Here is a 24,270-nt window from a genome sequence, read left to right on the forward strand (position 1 = left end):
ATCGCGGTGGTCGGCATGGCCTGCCGCTACCCCGACGCGGAGAACCCCGAACAGCTGTGGCAGAACGTGCTCGCCGGCCGCCGGGCCTTCCGCCGGCTGCCCGACGTGCGGATGCGCGCCGAGGACTACTGGTCGCCCGACCCGGCCGCGCCCGACCGCTTCTACAGCGCCAAGGCCGCCGTCATCGAGGGCTTCGAGTTCGACCGGGTCCGGTACCGCGTCGCCGGCAGCACCTTCCGCGCCACCGACATGACGCACTGGCTGGCCCTCGACACCGCGGCCCGCGCCCTGGAGGACGCCGGCTTCCCGTTCGGCGAGGGCCTGGAGGACGCCAACACCGGCGTCGTCATCGGCAACACCCTCACCGGCGAGTTCAGCCGCGCCAACCTGATGCGCCTGCGCTGGCCGTACGTCCGCCGCACCGTCGGCGCCGCGCTGCGCGAACAGGGCTGGGACGACGCGCAGTTGAACGCCTTCCTGGACGGACTGGAGGGCCGCTACAAGAGCGCCTTCCCGCCGATCGGCGAGGACACCCTGGCCGGCGGACTCGCCAACACCATCGCCGGCCGGATCTGCAACCACTTCGACTTCAAGGGCGGCGGCTTCACCGTCGACGGCGCCTGCTCGTCCTCGCTGCTGTCCGTCTCCACCGCCTGCGACGCGCTGATCGACGGCCGGATGGACGTCGCCGTGGCCGGCGGCGTCGACCTCAGCATCGACCCGTTCGAGGTCATCGGCTTCGCCAAGACCGGGGCGCTCGCCACCGGCGAGATGCGGGTCTACGACAAGGGCTCCAACGGCTTCTGGCCCGGCGAGGGCTGCGGCATGGTGGTCCTGATGCGCGACGAGGACGCCCGCGCCCAGGGCCGGTTCCGCTACGCCACCATCCCCGGCTGGGGCTACTCCTCCGACGGCAAGGGCGGCATCACCCGCCCCGAGGCCAGCGGCCACCGCCTCGCCCTGACCCGCGCCTACCGGGCGGCGGGCTTCGGCATCGAGACGGTCGGCTACTTCGAGGGCCACGGCACCGGCACCGCCGTCGGCGACGCCACCGAACTGCGGGCCTTCTCCGAGGCCCGCCGCGCGGCCGGCGCGCAGGCCCCCGCCGCGATCAGCACCGTCAAGGGCAACTTCGGCCACACCAAGGCCGCGGCCGGCGTCGCCGGCCTGCTCAAGGCGATCCTGGCGGTCCGCCACCAGGTCATCCCGCCCGCCACCAGCCACGTCGACCCGCACCCCGAACTCACCGGCCCCGCACCGGCGGTGCGCGTCCCCGACCGGGCCGAGCTGTGGCCCGACGACGCGCCGATCCGGGCCGGCATCTCCTCCATGGGCTTCGGCGGCATCAACGCGCACGTCGTCGTCGAGCACGCCGACGGCGTCCGGCGCACCGCCGTGCCCGTCGTCGCCCACCGCCTGGTCTCCTCCCGGCAGGACACCGAGCTGTTCCTGCTCGACGGCGCCGACCCGGACGAGCTGCGCGCCAAGGCGGCCCGGCTCGCCGGGTTCAGCGCCCAGCTGTCCTACGCCGAACTCGGCGACCTCGCCGCCACCCTGCAGGCCGACCTCGCCGACCGGCCGCTGCGCGCCGCCGTGCTGGCCTCCTCGCCCGAGCAGGCCGTCGAACGGTTCACCGCGCTGACCCACCTGCTCGACTCCGGGGCCCGCTCCGCGCTCGGCACCGCCCAGGGGATCTTCCTCGGCAGCGCCGGACGGGCGCCCCGGATCGGGTTCCTCTTCCCCGGCCAGGGCGCCGGCCGGCGCGGCGACGGCGGGGCACTGCGCCGCCGCTTCGCCGCCGTCCAGGAGCTGTACGCGCGGCTGGGCCTGCCCGTCGACGGCGACCAGGTCGCCACCGACGTCGCCCAGCCCCGCATCGTCGCCGCCTCGGTGGCCGGCCTGCGGGTGCTGGAGCGGCTCGGCATCGAGGCGGTCCGGGCCACCGGCCACAGCCTCGGCGAGCTCACCGCCCTGCACTGGGCGGGCGCCATGGACCAGGACACCGTGCTGCGCGCCGCCGCCGCCCGCGGCCGGATCATGGCCACCGCCAGCGACGGCGGCGGCGCGATGGCGGCGCTGGCCACCACCCCGGCCCTGGCCGAGGCGCTGATCGTCGGCGAGCCGGTCGTCGTCGCGGGCTACAACAGCCCGGGCCAGACCGTGGTGTCCGGCCCCGCCGCGGCGGTCGAACGGGTCTGCGCGCTCGCCGAGCGGCAGGGCGTCGGCGTCGGACGCGTCCACGTCTCGCACGCCTTCCACTCGCCGGCCGTCGCCCCGGCCGCGGCCGGACTCGCCGACCACCTGGCGACGGAGACCTTCGGCGCGGTCGGCGACGGCCTGGTCTCCACCGTCACCGGCGACCTGCTGCCCGCCGACACCGACGTGGTGGACCTGTTGACCCGTCAGGTCGTCCAGCCGGTGCGCTTCACCGAGGCGCTGCAGGCGATGGCCGGCCAGGTCGACCTGCTGATCGAGGTCGGGCCCGGCCAGATCCTCAAGTCGCTGGCCGCCGACGTCCTGCCCGCCGTGCCCGCCGTCGCCACCGACGCCGACGCGGTCTCGCTGGCCGGGCTGCTCGGCGCCGTCGCCGCCGCCTGGACGATGGGTGCGCCGGTCCGCCACGGGGAGCTGTTCGCCGACCGCTTCACCCGGCCGCTGCCGCTCGACAAGGAGTTCCGGTTCTTCGCCAGCCCCTGCGAGGCCGGCGGCGAGGACTTCGTGCTGGAGCGCACCGAACGGGCGGCGGCGCCGCAGCCCGCCGCCGCCGGCGGCCCCGCCGCGGCCCGCGCCGGTGAGGGCGCCTCCAGCCTGGAGGTGCTGATCCGGCTGGCCGCCGAACGGGCCGAACTGCCCGTCGACACCGTCGACCCGTCCGCGAACCCGCTGGACGAACTGCACCTGAGCTCCATCACGGTCGGCCAGATCATGAACCAGGCCGCCCAGGAACTCGGCATCTCCGCCCCCATGGTCACCACCGCCTTCGCCACCTCCACCCTCGGCCAACTCGCCGAACTGCTCGACGAGTTGGCCCTGCAGTCGCCGGACGCCGGCCGCCAGCCGGCCGCCGCGGCCGGAGTGGCGCCCTGGGTCCGCCCGTTCGAGGTCGACCTCACCGGGACCGCCCCGCCCGCCCCCGCGGCCGGACCCGGCGGCCACTGGGAGGTGTTCGCCACCGACCGGCACCCGCTCGCCGCGCCGCTCGCCGAGCAGCTCACCGCCGCCGGCCCCGGCGACGGCGTCCTGCTCGCCCTGCCCCGCGACTGCGACGAGCGCCACGTCGGCCTGATGCTGGCCGCCGCCCGCGCCGCACTCGACCCGGCCCGGCGCGCCGCCGGCACCCGGTTCGTCGCGGTCGGCGACCGCCGCGGCGCGGCCGGCCTCGCCAAGACCCTCCACCTGGAGGCCCCCGACATCCCCGTCACCGTCGTCACCCTGCCCGTCGCCGACGACCTGCCCGCCGACGAGGCCGAGCGGATCGCCGCCCGGATCGCCGCCGACACCGCCGCCACCACCGCGTTCGCGGAGGTGCACTACGACGCCGACGGCACCCGCCGGGTCCCGGTGCTGCGCGCCGTCGACCTGCGGCCCGACCCCGAGCACCAGGCGCTCGGCCCGCAGGACGTCCTGCTGGTCACCGGCGGCGGCAAGGGCATCACCGCCGAGTGCGCCATCGCGCTGGCCGGCGCCAACGGCGCCGCGATCGGCCTGCTGGGCCGCTCCGACCCCGCCCTGGACACCGAACTCGCCGACAACCTGGCCCGGATGGCCGCCGCCGGCCTGCGCGTGCACTACGCCCGCGCCGACGTCACCTCCGCCGACCAGGTCAAGGCCGCCGTCGCCGAGATCGCCCGCGAACTCGGCCCCGTCACCGGCCTGCTGCACGGCGCCGGCCGCAACGAGCCGCAGTCGCTCGCCACCCTCGACGAGTCCTCGTTCCGCCGCACCCTCGCCACCAAGATCGACGGCGTGGAGGCCGTCCTCGCCGCCGTCGACCCGGCCGCGCTGCGCCTGTTCGTCACCTTCGGCAGCATCATCGGCCGGGCCGGCCTGCGCGGCGAGGCCGACTACGCGACCGCCAACGACTGGCTCACCGAGCTGACCGTCCGCTTCCAGCAGGACCACCCGGACTGCCGCTGCCTGGCCCTGGAGTGGTCGGTCTGGTCCGGCGCCGGCATGGGGGAGCGGCTCGGCGTCCTGGAGGCGCTGGTCCGCGAGGGCATCGAGCCGATCCCCGCCGACGACGGCGTGGCGCTGCTCGGCCGGCTGCTCGCCACCCCCGGCACCGCCCCGGCGCTGGTGGTGATGGGCCGCGCGGGCGGCCTGCCGACGATCGCCCTGGAGCGCAGCGAACTGCCGCTGCTGCGCTTCCTGGAACGCCCCCAGGTGCACTACCCCGGCATCGAGCTGGTGGTGGACGCCGAACTCACCGGCGGCGGCGACCGCTACCTGCCCGACCACCTGCTCGACGGCGACCTGCTGTTCCCCGCCGTCCTCGGCATGGAGGCGATGACCCAGGCGGCCACCGCGCTGACCGGCCGTCAGGGCGCCCCGGTACTGGAGGACCTGGAGTTCCTGCGGCCCATCGTCGTCCCGGTGAGCGGCGCGACCACGCTGCGGGTCGCCGTCCTCGCCACCGGGCCCGACACCGTGGAGGCGGTGCTGCGCAGCAGCGAGACCGGCTTCCGGGCCGACCACTTCCGGGCCGTGCTCCGGTTCGGCGTCCCGCGCCCGGCGGCCGAGCCCGCGCCGGTCGGCGACGAGGTGCCGCGGGTGCCGCTGACGCCCGGTCAGCTGTACGGGCCGGTGCTGTTCCAGGGCGACCGCTTCCAGCGGCTGCTCGCCTACCGGGACCTGGCCGCCAAGCACTGCCTCGCCGAGATCGACGACACCCCGCGCACCGACTGGTTCGCCGGCTACCACTCCGGCGACCTGCTGCTCGCCGACCCGGGCACCCGCGACGCGCTGATGCACTCCATCCAGGCGTGCGTCCCCGACGCGACCCTGCTGCCGGTCAGCGTCGAACGGCTGCACCTGGCCGACGCCGACGCCGCGCGCACCGGCCGCCTGCTGTTCCTGGACGCCCGCGAGCGCTCCCGGGACGGCGACAGCTACCTGTACGACCTGGCCGTCCGCGACGAGGCGGGCGCGACCGTCGAGAGCTGGGAGGGCCTGCTGCTGCGGGCGGTGCGCAAGCAGGACGGCTCCGGGCCGTGGCTGCCCGCCCTGCTCGGCCCGTTCCTGGAGCGGCGCGTCGAGGAGGCGTTCGGCCACCCGGTGCGGTGCGTGGTGCTGCCCGGCGGCGACGGCTCGGGCGGCCCGGTCGCCGACCGGCGCCGGCGCACCGCCGAGGCGGCGAGCTGGGCGCTCGGCCGGACCACCGAGGTGCACCACCGCCCCGACGGCCGGCCCGAACTGCCCGACGGGCGGCGGATCTCCTCCTCGCACGCGGCCGGCGTCACCTTCACCGTGGTCGCCGACGAGGCCGTCGCCTGCGACGTCGAGACGGCCGCCGGCCGCACCGCCGAGGAGTGGGCGGGGCTGCTGGGCGAGGACGGTGCCGCGCTGGCCGAACTGCTGGCCGCCGAGCGCGGCGAGCCGTACGGCACCGCCGCGACCCGGGTGTGGGGCGCGGTGGAGACGCTGCGCAAGGCGGGCCACGCGGTGGCGCGGCTCGGCCTGGACGACGCCCCCGGGCTGCCGGCCGGCTGGGTGGCGCTGCGCGGCGGCGCGCACCGGATCGTGAGCTTCGTGACGGCCCTGGACGGCGTCGCCGACCCGGTGGCCTTCACCGTCCTGACGGGAGGCGCCCGGTGACCGCACCGGACTACTACGAGTACCGCCACCTGGTGGGCTTCGAGGAGACCAACCTGGTCGGCAACGTCTACTACGTCAACTACCTGCGCTGGCAGGGGCGTTGCCGGGAGATGTTCCTGCTGGAGAAGGCCCCCGAGGTGCTCGCCGACGTCCGCGGCGACCTGAAGCTGTTCACCCTCAAGGTGGACTGCGAGTTCTTCGCCGAGATCACCGCGTTCGACGAGCTGTCCATCCGGATGCGGCTCGCCGACCTCACCCAGACCCAGGTCGCGTTCACCTTCGACTACGTCAAGATCGCCCCCGACGGCACCGAGTACCTGGTCGCCCGGGGCCAGCAGCGGGTCGCCTGCATGCGCGGCCCGAACACCGACACCCGCCCGACCAGGGTGCCCGAGCCGCTGCAGCTCGCCCTGGAGCCCTACGCCGTCGCCGCGACGGCGCCCGTCCTGACCGGCACCAGCACCGTGGGGTGATCGCCATGTCCTCCTTCCCGTCCGCGTCCGCGCCGCTGCCCCGCTCGCTCGACCTGCCGCCGCTGCCGGTGGAGGCGCCCGAGGCCGACCTGCACGACCCCCGGGAACTGCGCGGGGTGCTGGGGCGCTTCGCCACCGGCGTCACCGTGCTGACCGCCGGGCGCGACGTCCCGTGCGGCATGACGGCGAACTCCTTCACGTCCGTCTCGCTGGAACCGGCGCAGGTGCTGGTGTGCGTGGTGAAGTCGGCGGCGGTCCACGCGGCCGTGCTGGCCGAGGGGGCGTTCGCGGTGTCGGTGCTGGCCCGGGACCAGGAGTGGGTGGCGCGGCACTTCGCCGACCGTCGGCGCCCGCGCGGGCCGCGGGAGTTCGAGGGGATCGGCCACACCCGGGGCCGGCACACCGGGGCGCCCGTCCTGGACCACGTCCAGGCGTGGCTGGAGTGCCGGCTGGGCGACGTCCACGAGGGAGGTGACCACACCATCTTCGTCGGCACCGTGCTGGGCGCGGGCCGCTCCACCGGCGGCGACCCGCTGCTCTTCCACGGCGGCGCCTTCGCCCGGCTCGCCGGCTGACGGCACGCCTCCCCACCGACGCCCGGCCACCTCCCCGGCCGGGCGTTCGGCGTGCCCGCGCCCCGCTCCGCGGGTCGTGAAGTCCCGTGCGCGGGAAGCCGGAAGGGGCCCGGACCGCTCACCGGGAGCGGTCCGGGCCCCTTCCGGGCGGAGGGTCAGTCGCGCGGCCGCACCGTCATCGGCAGGCCGCCCTTGACCCGCAGGGTCAGCATCGGCTCGGCCCGCACCCGGTGGCCGGGCGGCACGGCCAGCCGCAGCCGGCGCAGCAGGACGACCAGCACCACGGTGGCCTCCAGCAGGCCCAGGCTGCTGCCCACGCAGACCCGCGGGCCGGCGCCGAACGGCACGTACGCGTAGCGGTGGCGGCCGGCCGCGCGGCCCTTGGCGAAGCGCTCCGGGTCGAACCGGTCCGGGTCGTCCCAGAACTCCGGGTGCCGGTGCAGGGTGTACGGGCAGAGCACGACGTCGGCGCCGGCGGGCACCCGGTAGCCGCCGATCTCGTCCTCGGCGAGGGCCTTGCGGGGCAGCAGCCAGACCGCCGGGTACAGGCGCATCACCTCCTGCAGGACCATCGAGGTGTAGGTCAGCCTGTGCATGTCCTCGATGCCGGGCAGCCGGTCGCCGAGCACCTCGTCGACCTCGGCGCGGACCCGGTCGCCGACCTCGGGGTGCCGGTCGAGCAGGTACAGGGTCCAGCTGAGGGTGCTCGCCGTGGTGTCGTGGCCGGCCAGCAGCAGGGTGACGAGTTCGTCGCGCATCCGGGTCCGCCGGGCCACCGGGTCGCGTTCGTCGGCGGTGGCGTCGACGAGCCGGGACAGCACGTCGTCGCGGGTGCCGTCGGAGGCGGGCCGGCGGCGGCGTTCGTCGGCCAGCGCGGCGACGATCCGGTCCAGTTCGGCGCGGGCCCTGCGGAACCGCAACTGGAGCGGGAGCGGTACCCAGGAGGGCACCGAACTCAGGCTCATCATCTCGAAGATGGCCTGGTCCTGGACGATCTCGAACGCCTCGCCGATGGATTCGTACGCGCCGAGGTCGGCGTCCAGCAGGGTGCGGCCGAGCACGCCCAGGGTGAGCGAGGTCATCTCCTGCCGGATGTCCACCGGGCCGGTGCCGGCGGTGCGGCGCAGCCGTTCGGCGAGCGCCGCCGCCTCCTCGGCGATGACGTCGGCCTGGCGGTTGATCCGGCGGGCCTGGAACACCGGCTGGATCACCTTGCGCTGGGCGCGCCAGAGTTCGCCCTCGCTGGTCAGCAGGCCGTCGCCGAGGGCGCGCCGGGCGTGCACCAGGCCGATGCCCTTGTGGTAGTTGGCGCTGTTGTCGGTGAGCACCCGGCGGACGTGGTCGGGGTGGTTGAAGAAGTACAGGGTCTTCGGGCCGAGCGGCAGGCGGACCGCGTCGCCGTAGGCCGCCGCCGCGCCGGTCATGACGGACAGCCGGTCGGCGGCCATCCGGGCCAGCAGCACGGGGGTGGCGGCCCGGGACGGCCCGGGGGGCCGCCGGCCCGCCGTGCCGCGCGGCCGGGCGGCGGCCGGCGCGGGTTCGGCGGCGGTCATGTGCGGGCCCCGGAGGCGCCGCTGACGATCCGTTCGGAGATGGCGCGCCGCCACACCTCGTACGCGGTCTCGGCGCCGTCGACGGCCGGCCGGGGCCGGGCCTGCGTGCACACCGCGGCGGCCTGCTGCGGGGTGAGGCCGCAGAGCACCGCGGTGGCGGCCTCGGCGTGCTCGGTGAGCAGCCCCGACTCGACCCGGGCGGTGGCGGCGAACGCCGCGCCCTGGGCGAGCTGCGGCCGGTGCGGGCCGGCCCGGTCGAGCAGCAGCCGCAGCTCGGCGTCGGTGGCGCCGGCGGCGTAGCAGGCGGCCAGGCCGACGCCGGCCCACAGGTCGGGGTGGCGGTCGGCCTGGTAGCCGTCGACCAGGTCGGCGACCACGGCCGGGTCGGTGCCGCCGATGAACCACAGGGCGCGGCCGATGCCCTGGTCGATGGCGTGCCCGGCGTAGCCGCGGGTCTCGTCGCCGGGCCACGGGAAAGCGGTTTCCCGGTGGTGTCCGTGCACGTACCGCGCGGTGCGGAAGTAGGCCTGGTGGAAGCCGTACCCGTCCAGGGCGAGCCAGCGCAGCAGCGGGTCGGCGGGTGCGACGGCCGCCCAGCGGAAGCGGGGGAGCCGGGCCATCGCCCAGCCGACGCCGACGTGCACCATGTAGTCGTGCGGTGCGCCGTGGCCCGCCAGGAACTCGGCGACCCGGCCGCTGCCGGGCAGCGGCAGGCCGTCCAGCATGGCCAGGCCCATGGCCGCGCCCTCGTAGGCGAAGCCCCGGTAGCGGACCGGGATCCGCTCCAGCCGGTGGTGCGCCTCGTCCTGGTCGCGCGCCTCGACGGCGATCGCGTAGCCGTCGAGGAAGGTCCCGCCGACGGTCTCCAGGTTGGTCCGCGCGGCTTCGTCCTTGAGGTGGAAGCCCCTGGTGGACAACTTCGTCTCGTTGTGGCTCGGTGTCAACAGGCGCCGTCGTGCCGCCCGCCAGCCTCCGCTCATCACTGCCTCCAGCCCGCCGCGCGCCCGGATGGCCGCAGCTCTCCGGTTACATGCTTGGGGCCCCGGGGAGGCGGGGGCTTCTCCGAGTGTGCCGATGCCGGGCAACACGGAAGTAGTCACCGGCCCGGGCCGATCCACGACACTCTGTCACGCCCCGCGCGCGCACCCTTTCCTGACGCCCCCTCAGGAGCGACCCTCCGTGAGCTGAGGAGACCCCACCTTGACCGAGACCATCACGGGCCGGACGGTGAAGGCGCCGCCCCGCGCCACCTCGCTGTTCGTCAACGGCCTGTTCCCGCGCCGCCGCGCCCTGGTCGTCCTGCTGGGCCTGCTGGGCGGGCTGCTGCTCGCCTGGGCCTGGTCCTCGAAGCTGGCCGACGACGAGATCGGCTTCACCACCGCCAACCACCTGCTGGGCCACGACGCCAAGTCCACCCCGCTGACCGGCATCGCGGCCGGCGTGCTGTTCGCCTTCGTCTCGGGCCTGGCCGGCTCGTTCACCGCGTGCAACGTGGCGGTGTTCGGCGCGGTCGGCCCGCTGGTCGGGCAGATGAGCCTGACCCGCCGTCAGCGGCTGGTGCACGCGCTGCGCCCGCTGGGCTGGCTGACCGCCGGCATGCTGCCGGTCTCGGCCGGGTACGGCGTGCTGGTCGGCCTGTTCGGCACCCACCTGCCGCAGTTCTCGACCGCGTCCGCGCACGGCACGCTGTCGCCGCGGATCCTCCAGGCGATGATCGTGTTCGGGGTGATCGGCCTGGTGATGCTGGTGATCGGGCTGGCCGCGGCCGGTGTGCTGCCCGATCCGCTGGCGGGGGTGGCCCGCCGGTTCCCGAACGCCCCGCTGGTGCTGATCGGCGCGCTGGTCGGCGGCTTCCTGATCGGCCGCCCGTACCCGCTGTTCCGCAACCTGTTCCGGCACGCCGCGCAGGAGCACAACCCGCTGTACGGGGCGGTGGCGTTCTCGCTCCAGTCGATCGGCAACATCCTGGTGATGGCGCTGCTGTTCCTGGTGCTGTCGTTCGCGCTGGGCACGCCGGTGCAGCGCTGGCTGGCCACCAAGCCGGGCCGGGCGGCGACGCTGACCGCGACCGCGTTCCTGGTGGCGGGCGCGTTCACGGTCATCTACTGGGACGTCCGGATCCTCGGCAACCTCGGCTACCTGTGGTGGCCGAAGGCGCCCTGGAACGCGTAGTCCACCGGTCCGGCGGGCGGCGGCGGGTCGGCTCCCCCCGGGGGGCGGGCCCGCCGCCGCGCTGTGCGGCCCGGAGCGGCCGCCGGGGTGCGGCGCGGGCTCAGACCGGCCGGCGCGCCGCGCGGGCGACCGATTCGCGGGCGCGCGCCGGTGCGTCGCCCGCGCCGAGGATCATGCCGCACACCTGGGCCTCGAAGCAGACGTCCGCGGTGAGCGGTTCCACCAGGTAGCCGCCGAGGTCGAGGGTGACCAGGCCGTGCAGGGCGATCCAGAGCTGATGGGCCACCAGTTCCGGCTCGGAGGGCAGGAAGCGCTCGGCGGCGACGCACCGCTTGACCGCGCGGACCAGGGCGTCCAGCGTGTAGCGGCCGTGCTGCCGGTCGGCGTCGGTGAGCGAGAACCCGCTGAGGCTGGAGCCGCCGAACATCACGTTGTAGAGGTGCCGGTGCTCGCGGGCGTTGGCCCGGTACGCCCAGCCGAGGGCGACCACGTCGGCGACCGGGTCGTCGGTCTCCTCGACGGCCTCCAGGCGCCGGTTGAGGAGCGTGAAGCCCTCGCGGACCATCGCCCGCACCAGGTCGTCCATGCCGCCGAAGTGGGTGTAGACCGCCATGGTGGAGGTGCCCACGGTGGCCGCCAGCTTGCGGGTGGACAGCGCGGCCGGTCCTTCCTCGCTGAGCAGCTTCGCCGCGGCCTCGATCAACTGGGCGCCGAGATTCGGGTCGACCTTGCGTGGGCTCACTCTTGACAGTATGTCAGCCGCCTGTGACCCTAATCAATGACGGCGTTATGTAACAGCGCTATTGACGGAGGGGGCGGTCATGCCCGGCACCACCGGCCACACCACCAGCAGCCACCCGCACAGCACCACCCACCTGCTCGGACCCGGCTACCGGCCGGTGCCCGCCGAGACCGCGCACACCGACCTCACCGTCCGCGGCACGCTGCCGCCCCAACTGGACGGCACCTTCCTGCGGATCGGTCCCAACACCCGCGGCGAGCACGACCCCGCCGTCCAGCACGCCTTCGCCGGCGCGGGCATGGTCCACGGACTGCGCCTCGGCGGCGGTCGCGCCCACTGGTACCGCAACCGCTGGCTGCGCGACGACGCGCTCGCCGCCGAACTCGGCGAACTCCCCGTCCCCGGACCCCGCAACGGCCTCGACGGCAACGTCAACGCCAACCTGGTCCGGCACGCCGGCCGCACCCTGGCCGTCACCGACGGCGGCGCCCTGCCCCTGGTCCTCGACGCTGAGCTGCGCACCGTCGCCCGCACCGACTTCGACGGCACCCTGCCGGCCGGCCTCTGCGCCCACCCGCTCACCGACCCGGTGACCGGCGAACTCCACGCCGTCGCCGTCGACCCGGCCGGCGACCGGGCCGTCCTGCTCACGGTCGGGACCGGGGGCCTGGTCCGCGCGGCGCTGCCGGTGCCGGTCAAGGGCCGCCCCTGGATGCACGCCTTCGCGCTGACCGAGCGCCACGCCGTCCTGTTCGACCTGCCGGTCGCGCACGACCCCGCCGAGGCCCGGGCCGGCTCGCCCGTCCCCTACGCCTGGCAGCCCGACCGCGACGCCCGGGTCGGCATCGTCCGCCGCGACCGCCCGGAAGCCGCCCCGCTCTGGCTGGACGTACCGCCCTGCTTCGTGTTCCACCCCGTCAACGCCTTCGAGGACGCCGACGGCCGGATCACCGTCGACGTCGTCCGCCACGAACGGGCCTTCGACCGCGACCGGCTGCACCCCAGCGAATCCGCCCCCACCCTGTGGCGCTGGACCCTCGACCCCCGCGAGGGCGCCGTCGTCGAACGCCGGCTCGACGACCGCGTCCAGGAGTTCCCGCGGATCGACGAACGGCGCACCGGACTCCCGTACCGCTACGCCTTCACCGTCGAACTCACCCCCGGGCAGGGGGCGGCCCTGTGCGGCCCCGCGCTGCTGCGGCACGACCTCGCCACCGGCCGCACCGACCGGCACGCCTTCGACGGCGGCCGGCAGGGCGGCGAGGCGGTGTTCGTCCCGCGCGACGCACTGGCCCCCGAGGGCGACGGCTGGCTGCTCACCCTGGTCCACGACCCGGCCGCCGACCGCAGCGAACTGCTGGTCCTGGACACCGCCGACTTCACCGGGCCGCCGGTCGCGGTCGTGCCGCTGCCGGTGCGGGTGCCGCACGGGTTCCACGCGCAGTGGGTGCCGTCGCGGTGGTGAACGGCCGGCCCGGGCGCGGCGGTCGGGCGGCGGAGGGCGGCGGGCCCGGGCGCAGCGCGCAGGTGGCGCCGACCAGCAGCATCCGGCCGAAGAACGCGGCCAGCGCCGGGTCCGGCAGGCCGGTCGTCGAGGCGACCGTCCGCCACAGCACGCCCCAGTGCCGGGCCGCCGCCGCGCGGATCACCGGGTCCGCGGCCGCCGCCGCGTGCAGCTGCCACTGGAAGGCGAAGGGGCTGCCCGCGCCGACCATCCGCCGCCAGGCCCGCTCCCCGGCCCGCAGCGCGGCGACGCCGTCCGCGTCCCCGGCCGCCGCCGTGAACGCCCGGGCGGCGTCGGCCGTCGCCAGTTCGGCGGCGGCCAGGAACACCGCCCGCTTGGAGTCGAACAGCCGGAACAGGTAGGGCTGCGAGACGCCCGCCAGGTCCGCGATCGCCACCGTGGTGGTCGCGTGGAAGCCCTCCCTGGCGAACACCTCGACCGCCACCCGCACCACCGCTTCCCGCCGCTGAACCGCTGTCATGCGCACCGGAACCCACCTCCAGCGCCGAGTGTCGCCCGCCGATCGAGGGCCCGGCTTCTTCGAGACTGCCGGGTGCGCCGCCGCCCGCGGCCGGCGGCGCGGCCCCGGGCAAGCAGGGAGAAGTCCGCGCCGGGCCCCCGGCGCTACCGTGCGGGGAAATCGACCGCACCGACTCCGGCCGGCGACCCGGCCCCGCCCGGAACCGCCTGAGCGCCGCGTCCGCCGACGCGGCGCTCAGGCGCTTTCCGGGCGCCCGCACGACCAGCGCCAACTACCCTGGTGGACACCGGTTCTGACGTCCAATCAGGTCCCTTCTCCACCCCGCCCCGCGACCGAGAGGCTCCCGCATGACCCGCACCGGAACCCGCCCCAGGATCGTCGTGGTGGGCGCTGGCCTGGCAGGCACCGCCACCGCCATCCGCATGCTCCGCTTCGCCCGCCGCCCGGTCGAGGTGGTGCTGCTGGAACGGCGCCCGGACTACCGCTCCGCCGGGGTCGCCTACCACCGGCGCGGCAACCCCTGGGACCACGTCTTCAACATCCAGGCCGGGCGGATGTCGGTGTTCCGCGAGGACGTCCTCGACTTCGTCCACTGGGCCAACCGGGAGGCCGACCGCGGGGACTGGCCCGCGCACTGGGCCGACCACGAGTTCACCGAACCGGGCCCGGCGCCCCGGCGGATCTTCCAGGACTACCTGGAGCAGCGGCTCGCCGAAGCCGCCCGGGAGGCCGCGCCCGGAGTGCAGCTCACCGAGGCCGACGGAGAGGCCGTCGACCTCGAACTCGCCGCGCAGGGTGTGGAGTTGACGGTACGTCATTGCAGCGGCGAGGAACAGGTGCTGTCCGCCGCGCACGTGGTTCTGGCCACCGGACTGGAGCTGAAGGACCTGCCGTTCGCCGCCGACGTGCTGGAGCACCCGCGCTTCGTCCGCCACCCCTACTCGGCCGAGGGCGTGCGCAGGCTGGAGGCACTGCCGCCGGACGCCGAGGTGGTGATCGTCGGCTCGGTGCTCAGCGCCTACGACTCGGCGGGGCTGCTGCTGCGCCGCGGCCACACCGGGACGATCCGGCTGGTCTCCCGCACCGGGACGATGTTCCGCTCCTACCCGGGCGCCCACGAGCACGGCGTCGTCGAACTCGCCTGCCCCCGGCGGCTGCTGGAGCCCTACCGGAACCGTGAGGAGTTCCTGCGCCGGGTCCGCGGCGAGTGGGCCGAGGCCTGCGGGACGGTCGCCCGCGAGTATCCGGACATCGCCCCCGAGGTGGTCGCCGAGCGGGTCGCCAAGGCCTGGGAGCCGCACCTGCCGGCCGCCGTCGAACGCATTCCGTCACCCGAACTCCGCGGTCTGCTCGACGAGTTCGGCACCACCATCGCCGCCCTCCGGGTCGGCGCGGTGCCCTACACCATCGAGGTCATCGAGCGGGCGATGGACCCCGGCCCGGTGCGGCTGCTGGTCGGCGGCGTCCAGGCGATCACCCCCGCCGAGTCCGGCCGGCTGGAGGTCACCGTCGCCACCGCCGACGAGAAGCAGACCGTCCTGGCGGACCTGGTGGTCTCCAACTTCGGCCGGGAGACCGACTACCGGCGCGTCGAGGAACCGCTGTGGCGCAACCTGCTGCGCCGCGAACTCGCCACCCCGCACGGGCGCACCGGCCGCGGCCTCGACGTCGACCACCGCGGCGTCCTGCTCACCCCGTCCGGGACGCCCGCCGGCCCGCTCACCGCCGTCGGCCCGCTGCGCGAGGGCGACGAGATCGTCCGCAACGGCCGCACCGGCGCGTTCGCCTTCAACCTGGCCGCCATCAAGAACCACTCGATCGCGGTCGCCGCCCACGTGATCGAGCAACTGGAGCTGGCGGGCGGCGAGTTCGGCTCCGGGGCCGATCACGAGTTGGCCGAATCCGGTGCCTCCGACGGCACGTTCGAGGAAGCAGCCGACCCCGCGTTCGAGCACGCTGTGAGTCTGGAGGTGAGGAGGATGGCGACCCGGGCCCGCTCCCAGCGGGAGCAGCTCGACGCCCACCTGGACGCCCTGATCGGCCCCCTCACCGCCCCGGACGACACCGGACGCCGCCGACTGCGCGCGGCGATCAGCCGGTCCGCCGTCCGGCGACTCACCGACGTCTCCATGACGCCGCGCCAACTGCGCCGTCACCTGGGGATCGCGGACACCGGGGACACCGACGAGGAGGACTGAATGGACGGGCGACGGATCCAGGGCTTCATGCTCACCGGTGGCACCCGAGCCACCCTGCGCGGCACCTGCAACCGCACCGGGCACCCGCAGGAGGGATCCATCCTGATCGCCCCCCACCTGGAGGCGGGCCTGTACGACGCCATCGTCACCGCCGGCGCCGTGGTCTGCGGCGGCGGCGGGCAGACCGGCCACATGCAGTCGCTCTGCCGCGGCCGCGGCATCCCCGTGCTCCGGGTCGACGAGGCCGACCTGGCCCACCTGGTCGGCGAGGTGACCCTCGACCTGGAGAACGGGTCGATCCTGCTCCACCCCGACCCGGCGCCCGCCCCCGGGCCGCGCGCCGAGCCCACCGCCGAGGACCTCGGCGCGGCCTGCGCCGTCATCGCCGACTTCCAGGACATCCGGACCGTCAACTCCTGCGGCCCGAACGCCAAGCGCGTCGAGTCGTTCTTCATCCGCGAGGAGTTCCTCTGCCTCGCCGCCGGCCTCAGCCCGTTCGACGCCCTCGACGGCGGCCCCGCCGAGATCGCCGGCTACGGGCGGGCCGTCGCCGAACGCCTCTGCTCCTTCGTCGAGGAACTGCTGCCCGACCAGCGGATCGTGCTGCGCCTGCTCGACCTGCGCTCCGACCACGCCGCCAGCGTCACCGAGCAGTCCGCCGTCGCCGTCGAACCCAACCCCGAACTGGGCCTGCACGGCGCCCGCTGGCTGCTCGGCTCCGCCCCCTACCGGGACGCGCTGCGCACGGTCCTCGACACGCTGCACAGCCGGCTCGGCGACCGGGCGCAGCGCGTCCACCTCTCGGTGCCGTTCCTCAACGACGCCGACGAGTACGCGCAACTGCGCGCCCACCTCGAACTGCCGCCCAGCGTCTCGCTGTCCGCCTTCATCGAGACCCCGGCCGCGGTGCACGCCACCCCGCAGATCTGCGCCGCCGGCGCCAGCGAACTGTTCGTCGGGGTCAAGGACCTGGTGCAGTTCTACCTGGCCGCCGATCGGGGCAACCACCTGGTCGCCGACTCCTACCAGACCCGGCACCCCGCCGTCCTGGACGGCGTCCGCCGGGTCGTCGAGGCCGCCCGCGCCGCCGGCACCCCGGTCCGGGTCTTCTCCCTCGGCACCGACCTCACCCACTACCTGGCCCGACTTCCCACCCCCGACGGCTACATGATGTGCACCGCCGAACTCACCGAGGTCATCCGGCCGCAGGCCGCGCCGGCCGCCGCCGCACTCGCCGGTTAACCCCGGTGCGGCAAGCGGTGGTTGACGTGGCGTCAACAGACCTGACCGGGGAGAATCTGAGCACTCTGGAAGAAGCCCGGTCCGGTGTGCGGCCACCACTCTGGGGCACGCGCCGCCACCCCGCGTGCCACCGGAGCTCCCGCCCTCCTCCGTCCGCTAGGAGAACCAGACTGATGACGACGCACACCGCCCCGCCGAGAACCGCGCCGCCCGGGCCGATCGGCCGCCTCAACGTCGGATCGCACCGCGCCGCCCTGAACGTCTTCATGGTGGTGGTCCTCGCCCACTGGGCCGAACACCTCGTGCAGGCCTACCAGATCTGGGGCCTCGGCTGGTCGCTCCCGAAGTCCAAGGGCCTGCTCGGGTACCAGTTCCCGTGGCTGGTGACCTCGGAGTGGATGCACTACGGCTACGCCCTGATCATGATCATCGGCCTGTTCCTGCTGCGCCCCGGATTCGTCGGCCGCGGCCGCACCTGGTGGACGGTGGCGCTGGCGATCCAGTTCTGGCACCACATCGAGCACCTGCTCCTGCTGCTCCAGGCGCAGACCGGGCACTTCCTGTTCGGCAAGGCCGTGCCCACCTCGGTGCTGCAACTGGTCTTCCCCCGGGTCGAACTGCACCTGTTCTACAACACGGTGGTGTTCATCCCGATGGTGATCGGGATGTACTACCACCTGCGGCCCAGCCGCGAGGAACTGGCCGGGATGACGTGCAGCTGCCGGCACGCGGTGCACCGCCACGAGGCCGCGGCGGCCGTGTGAGCGCCGCCGGATCGCCGCGCTCCTTCCAGCGCGCCGTCCTGCTCGGCGCCGGGGTCGCCGTCCTGCTCCTCGCCGGACTGCTCCTGGTCAGTGCCCGTCAGCCGGTCCGGCTGGCGGGCATCACCCCGGCCGACGGCAGCGCCCTGGAACGGGCCCCGCAGGAGGTCGCCCTCAGCTTCACCGGCGACGACTTCCGACCGGGCTCGGTCTACCTCCAGGTCAACGGGCCCGACGGCACCCCCGTCACCGACGGCCCGCCCCGGCTGGACGGCCGCCGCCTGGTCGCCCCGCTCCGGACCGACGCCCGGGGCGGCTACCGGGTCGTCTACCGGCTCGTCCTCGACGGCGGCCGCGAGGTGGCCGGCACCACCGGCTTCGACGTCGGCCCCGCCGCCCGCCCCGGCACGGCCCCGGTGAACGAGAACGCCGACGCCCACAACCACGCGATCGACGGAGCCTGGAACCTGCTGCTCCTCGTCGTCGACGCCGTCCTGCTGCCGGGCGCCGTCCTGCTGATGCTCCGCGGCCCCCGCCTGCGCCGGGCCCGCCCCGGCGGCCGCACCCGGGCGGCGTCGTAGCACGGTGCCGCGCCGCCGGGCGGCTGCTGCGAAAGGTGCGTCGACTCCGCTGTGCCGGGGCGCGATCGGCGGACTCGCAGCACCGCTCCGGCCTCAGTGCCGGGGGTGGACCCCGGCCTCCGTCGGGGTGCGCGCGCCCTCCGACTCCGCGCCGAGGCCCGCGAGCAGGCGCAGCCCGTCCTCGCTGGGGCTGCCGGGGGCGGCGGTCAGCACCAGCAGTTCGACGCCGGACTCGTCCGGGAGCGAGAAGTTCTCCTGGTGCAGCTCCAGCAGGCCGACCAGGGGGTGCCGGTACGTCTTGCTCCCGTGGGTGCGGGCGCGGACGTCCGCCCGCGCCCAGAGGCGGCGGAAGCGCTCGCTGCCCATCGCCAACTCGCCGATCAGGGAAGCCAGTCGGGGATCGTCCGGGTACTTGCCGGCGGCCAGCCGCAGGTGGCCGACCACGTCCAGGGTGCAGTGCTCCCGGTCCGCGTACAGGCCGTCGTCGGACTCCTCCAGGAAGAGGTGCCGGGCGACGTTCAGGCCCGGCAGCGGGCGGCCGTAGAGCAGTCCGGCGAGCCGGTTCCCGGCCAGCGCGTCCAGCCGGTGGTTCATGATCAGCGCGGGTGCGTCGGCGACCAGGTCGAGCACGCGCAGCAGCTCCGGCCGGACCCGGGTGCCGGGCGTCCTCGTCCCGCGGCGGCGCTGCCGGGCGAGGCGGTCGAGGTGCTCGCGCTCCGTCTCGTCGAGGTCCAGCACCCGGGCGAGCGCGTCCAGCACCTGCTCGGACGGCTGCGTCGCGCGGCCCTGCTCCAGGCGCACGTAGTAGTCGACGCTGACCCCGGACAGGTGCGCCACCTCCTCGCGGCGCAGCCCCGCGACCCGGCGGCGGCTGTCGGTGCGGATGCCGACGGCGGCCGGGTCGACCCGGGAGCGCCGGGTCCGCAGGAAGCCCGCGAGATCGTCCATGCGCTCAAGTATGGGCCCGGGCGGGCGCGGTGAGGGTGGCCCTGCCGATACCAGGAAGTCCGGACCGACGGTCGAGGAGCCCCTGAACGGCGGGCGCTCCGGCGGCCAGGATCGGAGGCAACCGATTCGAGGAGTTCCCCGTGAAGACGCTGATCGTCCACGCCCACCCGGAGCCGAAGTCGCTCAACGGCTCGCTCAAGGACCTCGCCGTCGCCACCCTGGAGGGCGCCGGCCACGAGGTGCGGGTGAGCGACCTGTACGCGATGAACTGGAAGGCCGTCGTGGACGCATCCGACTACGGCCCCGCCGCCTCCGCCCCGCTCAAGGTCGCCGCCGACTCCGGCCGGGCCTTCGAGGCCGGGACGCTCACCCCCGACGTCCTCGCCGAGCAGGAGAAGCTCCTGTGGGCGGACACGATCGTCTTCCAGTTCCCGCTGTGGTGGTACACCATGCCCGCCATCCTCAAGGGCTGGGTGGACCGGGTCTTCACCTACCGCTTCGCCTACGGCGTCGGCGAGCACAGCGAGACCAAGTACGGCGAGCGCTACGGCGAAGGGACGCTCGCCGGCCGCCGCGCCCTCCTCTCCGTCACCGTCGGCGGCCCCGCCTCCCACTACGCCGCCCGCGGCATCAACGGCCCCATCGACGACCTGCTCTTCCCGTTCCAGCACGGCATCCTCTACTACCCCGGCATCGAGGTCCTCCCGCCCTTCGTCCTCCACGGCACCGACCGCCTTACCCCCGAGGAGTACGCCGCCGCCACCGAGGCCTGGCGGCAGCGCCTCCTCACCCTGGAGACCACCGACCCCGTCCCCTACCGACGCCAGAACTTCGGCGACTACGAGATCCCGTCCCTCCACCTCAAGCCCGGCCTCGAACCCGCCGGCCGCTCCGGCTTCGCCCTCCACGTCCGAGGCTGACCGCCCCGCGCAGGGCGGCGAGTCGGCGCGACTTCGCCCCCGTGCCGGGGCGCGGTGGGCTGCCGTCGAAGCGCGGACGCACTCGGGGGAGGGCACGGTCCGTGGCCCGGCTGCCCGGCGGGGCGCCGCCATTCGCGCCCGGCCGGGCGGAGAAGCTCGGCAGGACGCCGGGAAGGCGTTGAAGAACCTCTACCGGCACGCGGGCGACAACCTGAGGAAGGTCGCCAGGAACGTCCGCGAGGTCGAGGAGAAGCACGCCAAGGACCTGGAGAAGATCCTCAAGGGCGAGGGCAAGGGAGGTGTCCCGCACCCGCGTCCCGGTGGCGGCGGGCGGCCCGGCAAGGGCGGCGGCTCCCACCCGAAGGGGCGCGGCCGCGACCAGGTGAAGAGCCCCCGCACCGAGGGACGGCCGCACGGCTCGCGCACGTGTCCGGGCGAGCCCGTCGACATCGCCACCGGCCGGATGTTCATCGACCAGGTCGACGCGGCCCTGCCCGGGTCGCTGCCGCTGGAGTTCCCGAGACGTGCACGGCCACGGACGTCGCCACCGGGGAGCGCCGCTTCCTCCGGTTCGGCCGGGAACTGCTGCAGGAGGCGGGCCCGCTCCCGCCGGACATCGGCTGACGGCAGGTCAACGCGGCCGCGGCCGGCGGCGATCGGGCGCGAACCGGGTTCGTAGGATGGGACGGAGCTCCTCCGGGAGGGAGATCGGGCCGGAGGGGTGCGGGTGGCGGGCGGGATGCGGCAACTGGTCGGGCGGGCCCGGGAGTCGGGGGTGCTGGACGGGCTGCTGCGGGAGGTGCGGGACGGGCGCAGCCGGGCTCTGGTGGTGCGCGGGGAGGCGGGGGTCGGGAAGTCGGCGCTGCTGGACCGGCTGGCGGGGCAGGCGGCCCGGATGCAGGTGGTGCGGGCGGCGGGTGTCGAGGCGGAGTCCGAGTTCGCGTACTCGGCGCTGCAGCGGCTGTGCGCGCCGCTGCTGCCGCAGCTCGACCGGCTGCCGGAGGTGCAGCGGGACGCCCTCGGGGTGGCGTTCGGGCTGAGCGCCGGGCCGCCGCCCGAGATGCTGCTGGTCGGGATCGCGGTGCTCGGCCTGTTCGCGGAGGCCGCCGCCGTCTCGCCACTGGTGTGCCTGGTCGACGACGCGCAGTGGCTGGACCTGATGTCGCTGCGGATCCTGGCGTTCGTCGGCCGCCGGCTGGACGCGGAGTCGGTGGCGCTGGTGTTCGCCGAGCGGAGCGCCGACGGCGCCGCCCGGGAGGAGTTCGCGGGCCTGCCGGAGCTCGTGCTGCACGGCCTGGCCGACGCCGACGCCCGGGCGCTGCTCGACACCGTGCTGCCCGGCCCGGTGGACGCCCGGGTGCGGGACCGGATCGTCGCCGAGACCGGCGGGAACCCGCTGGCCCTGCTGGAGCTGCCGCGCGGCCTGTCGCCCGCCGAGCTGGCGTTCGGCTTCGGCGGGCCGGGCGCCGGCCCGCTGGCGACCCGGCTGGAGGACGGCTTCCGGCGGCGGGTCGACGCCCTGCCGGCGGACACCCGGGCGCTGCTGCTGGTCGCGGCGGTCGAACCGGTCGGCGACGGCCCGCTGCTGTGGCACGCGCTGCGCCTGCTGGGCATCGGCCTGGAGGCGGCCGCGCCCGCCGAGGCCGCCGACCTGATCACCCTCGGCGCCACCATGCGGTTCCGGCACCCGCTGGTGCGTTCGGCGGTCTGGCGCGGCGCGGACGCCGCCGACCTGCGCGCGGCGCACCGGGCCCTGGCGGAGGCCACCGACGCGGAGCGCGACCCGGACCGGCGGGCCTGGCACCGGGCGCACGCCGCGGTCGGCCCGGACAAGGAGGTCGCCGAGGCCCTCGAACGCTCCGCCGACCGGGCCCTGGCGCGGGGCGGCCGGGCCGCCGCCGCCTGCTTCCTGGAGCGCGCCGCCGCACTCACCCCCGCCCCGACCGAACGGGCCCGGCGGGCGCTGGCTGCCGCCGGGGCGCACCTCGCCGCGGGCGCGGCGGCCCGGGTGCCCGACCTGGTGTCCGCCGCCGAACTCGGCCCGCTGGACCGCCGCCAGCAGGCCGACGCGCACCGGCTGCGCGCCAAGGCGTCGGCGCGGACCGACCAGGGCCTCGGCGTGGTGCAGCCGCTGCTGGACGCGGCGGCCCGGCTCCGCGACCTCGACCCGGCCGCCGCCCGGGAGACCTGCCTGGCCGCGTTCGGCGCGGCGGTCTGGGCCGGCCGGCACGGCGACGGCGCGCTGCGGCGGGTCGCCGACGCCGCCCGCGACCTGCCGCCCGGCGACGGGACGGCCGACGCCTTCCTGCACGCCCTGGCCGTCTGGGCGGCGGACGGTCCGGCCGCCGCCTTCCCGCTGCTGGCGCACGCCCTGCGCGCCCCCGCCGCGGACGCGGCCCCGGCCGTGCTGTGGCCGGCCGCCGACGCCGCCGCCGAACTCGGCGACCTGGCGGCCTGGTTGGACGTCACCGACCGGGCGGTCCGGGCCGCCCGGGCCACCGGCACGCTGTCGGTCCTGTCGACGGCGCTGCCGTCGCGGGCGGCGGCGCTCGGCTGCGCGGGCCGCTTCCCGGAGGCCTGGGACGTGCTCGCCGGGGCCCCGGCCGTGGAGGAGGCCGCGGGCGCGGCGAGCCGCACCGTCACCACGGCGCTGCTCACCGCGTACCGGGGGCAGCAGCGGCCGGCGCTGGACCTGATCGAGGCGATGGAGCGGGACGGCGAGCGGCGCGGCCTCGGCCGGCTCACCGCGACGGCGGCGTGCGCCCGCGCGGTGCTCCACAACGGCCTGGGCGCCTACCCGCAGGCGGTGGAGGCGGCGCTGCGCGGCGTCGAGCACCGGGACCTGGCGGTGCACAACTGGACGTGCCTCGAACTGGCCGAGGCGGCGGACCGGGCCGGCGACCCGGCCGCGGCCGCCCTCGCCCGCGGGCGGCTGGCCGAGTGGGCGGCCGCCGGGACGCCCTGGGCGCTCGGCGCGAACGCCGTCGCCGACGCCTTGGCGGCGCCGCCGGAGCGGGCCGAGGACCGGTACCGGGAGGCCGTCGACCACTTCGCCCGCGGCGGCCTCGGCGTGTTCGAGGCCCGGGCCCGGCTGCTGTACGGCGAGTGGCTGCGCCGGCAGAACCGGCGGGCCGGCGCCCGGGACGAACTGCGCGCCGCGCACGGGGCGTTCACCGGGATGGGCGCGGAGGCGTTCGCGGAGCGGGCCCGCCGGGAGCTGCTCGCCACCGGCGAGACCGTCCGCCGGCGCGCCCCCGGCGGGCCCGCCCTCACCCCGCAGGAGGCGCAGATCGCCCGGCTCGCGGCCGCCGGGCGCCCGAACGCGGAGATCGGCGCGCAGCTGTTCCTCAGCCCCCGCACGGTCGAGTGGCACCTGCGGAAGGTGTTCGCCAAGTTGGGGATCTCCTCCCGCCGGGAGATCGAGGGCGCGCTCGCCGACCGGTGAACCCGCCCGGGGTCAGCGGGTGGCGCGGGCCGCCTGCTCGACGACGCCGGCCACCACGCCGGGGTGGGACACCGCGACGGAGTGCGAGGCGGCGACCTCGGTGGTGCGGGCGTGCGCGCGCCGCGCCATGAACCGCTGGGCCTCGGCCGGGATGTTCAGGTCCTCGGTGGTGACCACGTCCCAGCTGGGGACGGTCCGCCAGGCGGCGGCGGTGGCCGGCTCGGTCAGCGCGGCCTGCGCGATCGGCCGCTGGGCCGCCGCCGAGAGCGCGGCCGCCCCGGCGGGCACGTCGGCGGCGAACTGGGCCCGGAACCGGTCCTGCCGGATGTACAGGTCGGTGCCGGTGCTGCCGTCCGGTGCGGTGAACGGCACCGGGTCCAGGGCGTCGGCCAGTGTCGACCCGGGGAACCGGCCGGTCAGTTCGAGCGCCGACTCGCCCGGTGCGGGCAGGAAGGCGGCGACGTACACCAGCGCCCTGACCCGGGGCTCGCCGACGGCGGCGGCGCTGATCACCGAGCCGCCGTAGGAATGGCCGACCAGCACGACGGGGCCCCGGACGTGGTCGATGACGCTGCGCAGCGCGGCGGCGTCGGCGGCCGGGCCGCGCAGCGGGTCGGCGGCGGCCACCACCGGGTAGCCGTCGTGGCGGAGCCGGGCGACGACTCCGTTCCAGCTGGAGGCGTCGGCGAACGCGCCGTGCACCAGCACGACCGTCGGCTTCGGCCCGCGGTCCGCGTCGGCCGGGTCGGCGGACGCGGAGGCGGCGCCCGTGACGGCGACGACCGCCGCGGCGGCGAGGGCGGCGGCGAACCGCCGGCAGGTCTGCCGGGTGGTGGACATGGCGGTGCTCCTGGCGGTGGA

Annotated in this window: 18 protein-coding genes; 12 read left to right on the forward strand and 6 right to left on the reverse strand. The window is 75.8% G+C overall.

Features of this window, described 5'->3' with window-relative positions; all coding sequences use genetic code 11:
- The first annotated feature begins 15 nt into the window (after window positions 1–15).
- The 3 genes from ACFV1L_RS05345 to ACFV1L_RS05355 are packed head-to-tail and all read left to right on the forward strand — an operon-like array spanning window position 16 to window position 6,862.
- Window positions 16–5,814 (forward strand): SDR family NAD(P)-dependent oxidoreductase, encoded by a 5,799-nt coding sequence (locus ACFV1L_RS05345; RefSeq protein ID WP_380363140.1) that lies wholly within the window; start codon window positions 16–18, stop codon window positions 5,812–5,814.
- Complete coding sequence (locus tag ACFV1L_RS05350; RefSeq protein WP_380363072.1) at window positions 5,811–6,287, forward strand: acyl-CoA thioesterase; 477 nt, start codon at window positions 5,811–5,813, stop codon at window positions 6,285–6,287. Before ACFV1L_RS05345 ends, ACFV1L_RS05350 begins: the two co-directional genes overlap by 4 nt.
- A gap of 5 nt (window positions 6,288–6,292) precedes the next feature.
- Window positions 6,293–6,862, forward strand: a complete 570-nt coding sequence (locus ACFV1L_RS05355; RefSeq protein ID WP_380363074.1) for a flavin reductase family protein — start codon at window positions 6,293–6,295, stop codon at window positions 6,860–6,862.
- A 155-nt stretch (window positions 6,863–7,017) separates the two neighbouring features.
- Here ACFV1L_RS05355 and ACFV1L_RS05360 read toward each other — a convergent pair whose 3' ends face one another.
- Together ACFV1L_RS05360 and ACFV1L_RS05365 are read right to left on the reverse strand one after the other, a co-directional pair.
- Complete coding sequence (locus tag ACFV1L_RS05360; RefSeq protein WP_380363076.1) at window positions 7,018–8,415, reverse strand: cytochrome P450; 1,398 nt, start codon at window positions 8,413–8,415, stop codon at window positions 7,018–7,020.
- A complete protein-coding gene (locus ACFV1L_RS05365; RefSeq protein ID WP_380363078.1) occupies window positions 8,412–9,395 on the reverse strand; it encodes a DUF1702 family protein in 984 nt (327 codons plus the stop codon). The genes ACFV1L_RS05360 and ACFV1L_RS05365 overlap by 4 nt, the downstream gene beginning before the upstream one ends.
- 220 nt (window positions 9,396–9,615) lie before the next feature.
- On the opposite strand from ACFV1L_RS05365, the gene ACFV1L_RS05370 reads away from it, so the two are divergent.
- On the forward strand, window positions 9,616–10,587 hold the full coding sequence (locus ACFV1L_RS05370; RefSeq protein ID WP_380363080.1) for a hypothetical protein: 972 nt from the start codon (window positions 9,616–9,618) through the stop codon (window positions 10,585–10,587).
- A gap of 100 nt (window positions 10,588–10,687) precedes the next feature.
- Here ACFV1L_RS05370 and ACFV1L_RS05375 read toward each other — a convergent pair whose 3' ends face one another.
- Window positions 10,688–11,329: a TetR/AcrR family transcriptional regulator gene (locus ACFV1L_RS05375; RefSeq protein ID WP_380363082.1), complete on the reverse strand. Its 642-nt coding sequence runs from the start codon at window positions 11,327–11,329 to the stop codon at window positions 10,688–10,690.
- A 79-nt stretch (window positions 11,330–11,408) separates the two neighbouring features.
- Between ACFV1L_RS05375 and ACFV1L_RS05380 the strand changes: the two genes are divergently transcribed.
- A complete protein-coding gene (locus tag ACFV1L_RS05380) occupies window positions 11,409–12,794 on the forward strand; it encodes a carotenoid oxygenase family protein (protein ID WP_380363084.1) in 1,386 nt (461 codons plus the stop codon).
- Here ACFV1L_RS05380 and ACFV1L_RS05385 read toward each other — a convergent pair.
- Window positions 12,709–13,314 carry a helix-turn-helix domain-containing protein gene (locus tag ACFV1L_RS05385; RefSeq protein ID WP_380363086.1) on the reverse strand — a complete coding sequence of 202 codons (606 nt, stop codon included), beginning with the start codon at window positions 13,312–13,314 and terminating at the stop codon, window positions 12,709–12,711. The genes ACFV1L_RS05380 and ACFV1L_RS05385 overlap by 86 nt on opposite strands.
- A 347-nt stretch (window positions 13,315–13,661) precedes the next feature.
- Here ACFV1L_RS05385 and ACFV1L_RS05390 point away from each other — a divergent pair, with 347 nt between their 5' ends.
- From ACFV1L_RS05390 to ACFV1L_RS05405, 4 genes are all read left to right on the forward strand, one after another.
- Window positions 13,662–15,512 (forward strand): FAD/NAD(P)-binding protein, encoded by a 1,851-nt coding sequence (locus ACFV1L_RS05390; protein ID WP_380363087.1) that lies wholly within the window; start codon window positions 13,662–13,664, stop codon window positions 15,510–15,512.
- A complete protein-coding gene (locus ACFV1L_RS05395; RefSeq protein WP_380363088.1) occupies window positions 15,513–16,754 on the forward strand; it encodes a putative PEP-binding protein in 1,242 nt (413 codons plus the stop codon). It abuts the gene before it with no gap.
- 173 nt (window positions 16,755–16,927) lie between these two features.
- Entirely contained in the window at window positions 16,928–17,518 is a 591-nt protein-coding gene (locus ACFV1L_RS05400; protein ID WP_380363090.1) for a hypothetical protein, read from the forward strand.
- Window positions 17,515–18,096: a copper resistance protein CopC gene (locus tag ACFV1L_RS05405; protein ID WP_380363092.1), complete on the forward strand. Its 582-nt coding sequence runs from the start codon at window positions 17,515–17,517 to the stop codon at window positions 18,094–18,096. The genes ACFV1L_RS05400 and ACFV1L_RS05405 overlap by 4 nt, the downstream gene beginning before the upstream one ends.
- Window positions 18,097–18,189: 93 nt before the next feature.
- On the opposite strand, the gene ACFV1L_RS05410 is transcribed toward ACFV1L_RS05405, so the two are convergent.
- A complete protein-coding gene (locus ACFV1L_RS05410) occupies window positions 18,190–19,044 on the reverse strand; it encodes a helix-turn-helix transcriptional regulator (RefSeq protein ID WP_380363093.1) in 855 nt (284 codons plus the stop codon).
- A 140-nt stretch (window positions 19,045–19,184) separates the two neighbouring features.
- Between ACFV1L_RS05410 and ACFV1L_RS05415 the strand changes: the two genes are divergently transcribed.
- From ACFV1L_RS05415 to ACFV1L_RS05425, 3 genes are all read left to right on the forward strand, one after another.
- Complete coding sequence (locus ACFV1L_RS05415; RefSeq protein WP_380363095.1) at window positions 19,185–19,964, forward strand: NAD(P)H-dependent oxidoreductase; 780 nt, start codon at window positions 19,185–19,187, stop codon at window positions 19,962–19,964.
- 178 nt (window positions 19,965–20,142) lie between these two features.
- Window positions 20,143–20,643 (forward strand): DUF6531 domain-containing protein, encoded by a 501-nt coding sequence (locus ACFV1L_RS05420; RefSeq protein WP_380363097.1) that lies wholly within the window; start codon window positions 20,143–20,145, stop codon window positions 20,641–20,643.
- Window positions 20,644–20,703: 60 nt separating this feature from the next.
- Window positions 20,704–23,409, forward strand: a complete 2,706-nt coding sequence (locus tag ACFV1L_RS05425; RefSeq protein WP_380363099.1) for an ATP-binding protein — start codon at window positions 20,704–20,706, stop codon at window positions 23,407–23,409.
- Window positions 23,410–23,421: 12 nt separating this feature from the next.
- On the opposite strand, the gene ACFV1L_RS05430 is transcribed toward ACFV1L_RS05425, so the two are convergent.
- Window positions 23,422–24,249 carry an alpha/beta fold hydrolase gene (locus ACFV1L_RS05430; protein ID WP_380363101.1) on the reverse strand — a complete coding sequence of 276 codons (828 nt, stop codon included), beginning with the start codon at window positions 24,247–24,249 and terminating at the stop codon, window positions 23,422–23,424.
- Between the last annotated feature and the right edge of the window lie 21 nt (window positions 24,250–24,270).

Source organism: Kitasatospora sp. NPDC059646 (assembly GCF_042734615.1).
GTDB lineage: Bacteria > Actinomycetota > Actinomycetes > Streptomycetales > Streptomycetaceae > Kitasatospora.

Coding starts and splice junctions, on each gene's coding strand:
- ACFV1L_RS05360 (WP_380363076.1), bottom strand. CDS start 8,415: ATGACCGCCGCCGAACCCGCGCCGGCCGCCGCCCGGCCGCGCGGCACG.
- ACFV1L_RS05410 (WP_380363093.1), bottom strand. CDS start 19,044: ATGGACGATCTCGCGGGCTTCCTGCGGACCCGGCGCTCCCGGGTCGAC.
- ACFV1L_RS05345 (WP_380363140.1), top strand. CDS start 16: ATGGCCTGCCGCTACCCCGACGCGGAGAACCCCGAACAGCTGTGGCAG.
- ACFV1L_RS05365 (WP_380363078.1), bottom strand. CDS start 9,395: ATGAGCGGAGGCTGGCGGGCGGCACGACGGCGCCTGTTGACACCGAGC.
- ACFV1L_RS05390 (WP_380363087.1), top strand. CDS start 13,662: ATGACCCGCACCGGAACCCGCCCCAGGATCGTCGTGGTGGGCGCTGGC.
- ACFV1L_RS05355 (WP_380363074.1), top strand. CDS start 6,293: ATGTCCTCCTTCCCGTCCGCGTCCGCGCCGCTGCCCCGCTCGCTCGAC.
- ACFV1L_RS05430 (WP_380363101.1), bottom strand. CDS start 24,249: ATGTCCACCACCCGGCAGACCTGCCGGCGGTTCGCCGCCGCCCTCGCC.
- ACFV1L_RS05425 (WP_380363099.1), top strand. CDS start 20,704: ATGCGGCAACTGGTCGGGCGGGCCCGGGAGTCGGGGGTGCTGGACGGG.
- ACFV1L_RS05400 (WP_380363090.1), top strand. CDS start 16,928: ATGACGACGCACACCGCCCCGCCGAGAACCGCGCCGCCCGGGCCGATC.
- ACFV1L_RS05395 (WP_380363088.1), top strand. CDS start 15,513: ATGGACGGGCGACGGATCCAGGGCTTCATGCTCACCGGTGGCACCCGA.
- ACFV1L_RS05380 (WP_380363084.1), top strand. CDS start 11,409: ATGCCCGGCACCACCGGCCACACCACCAGCAGCCACCCGCACAGCACC.
- ACFV1L_RS05385 (WP_380363086.1), bottom strand. CDS start 13,314: ATGACAGCGGTTCAGCGGCGGGAAGCGGTGGTGCGGGTGGCGGTCGAG.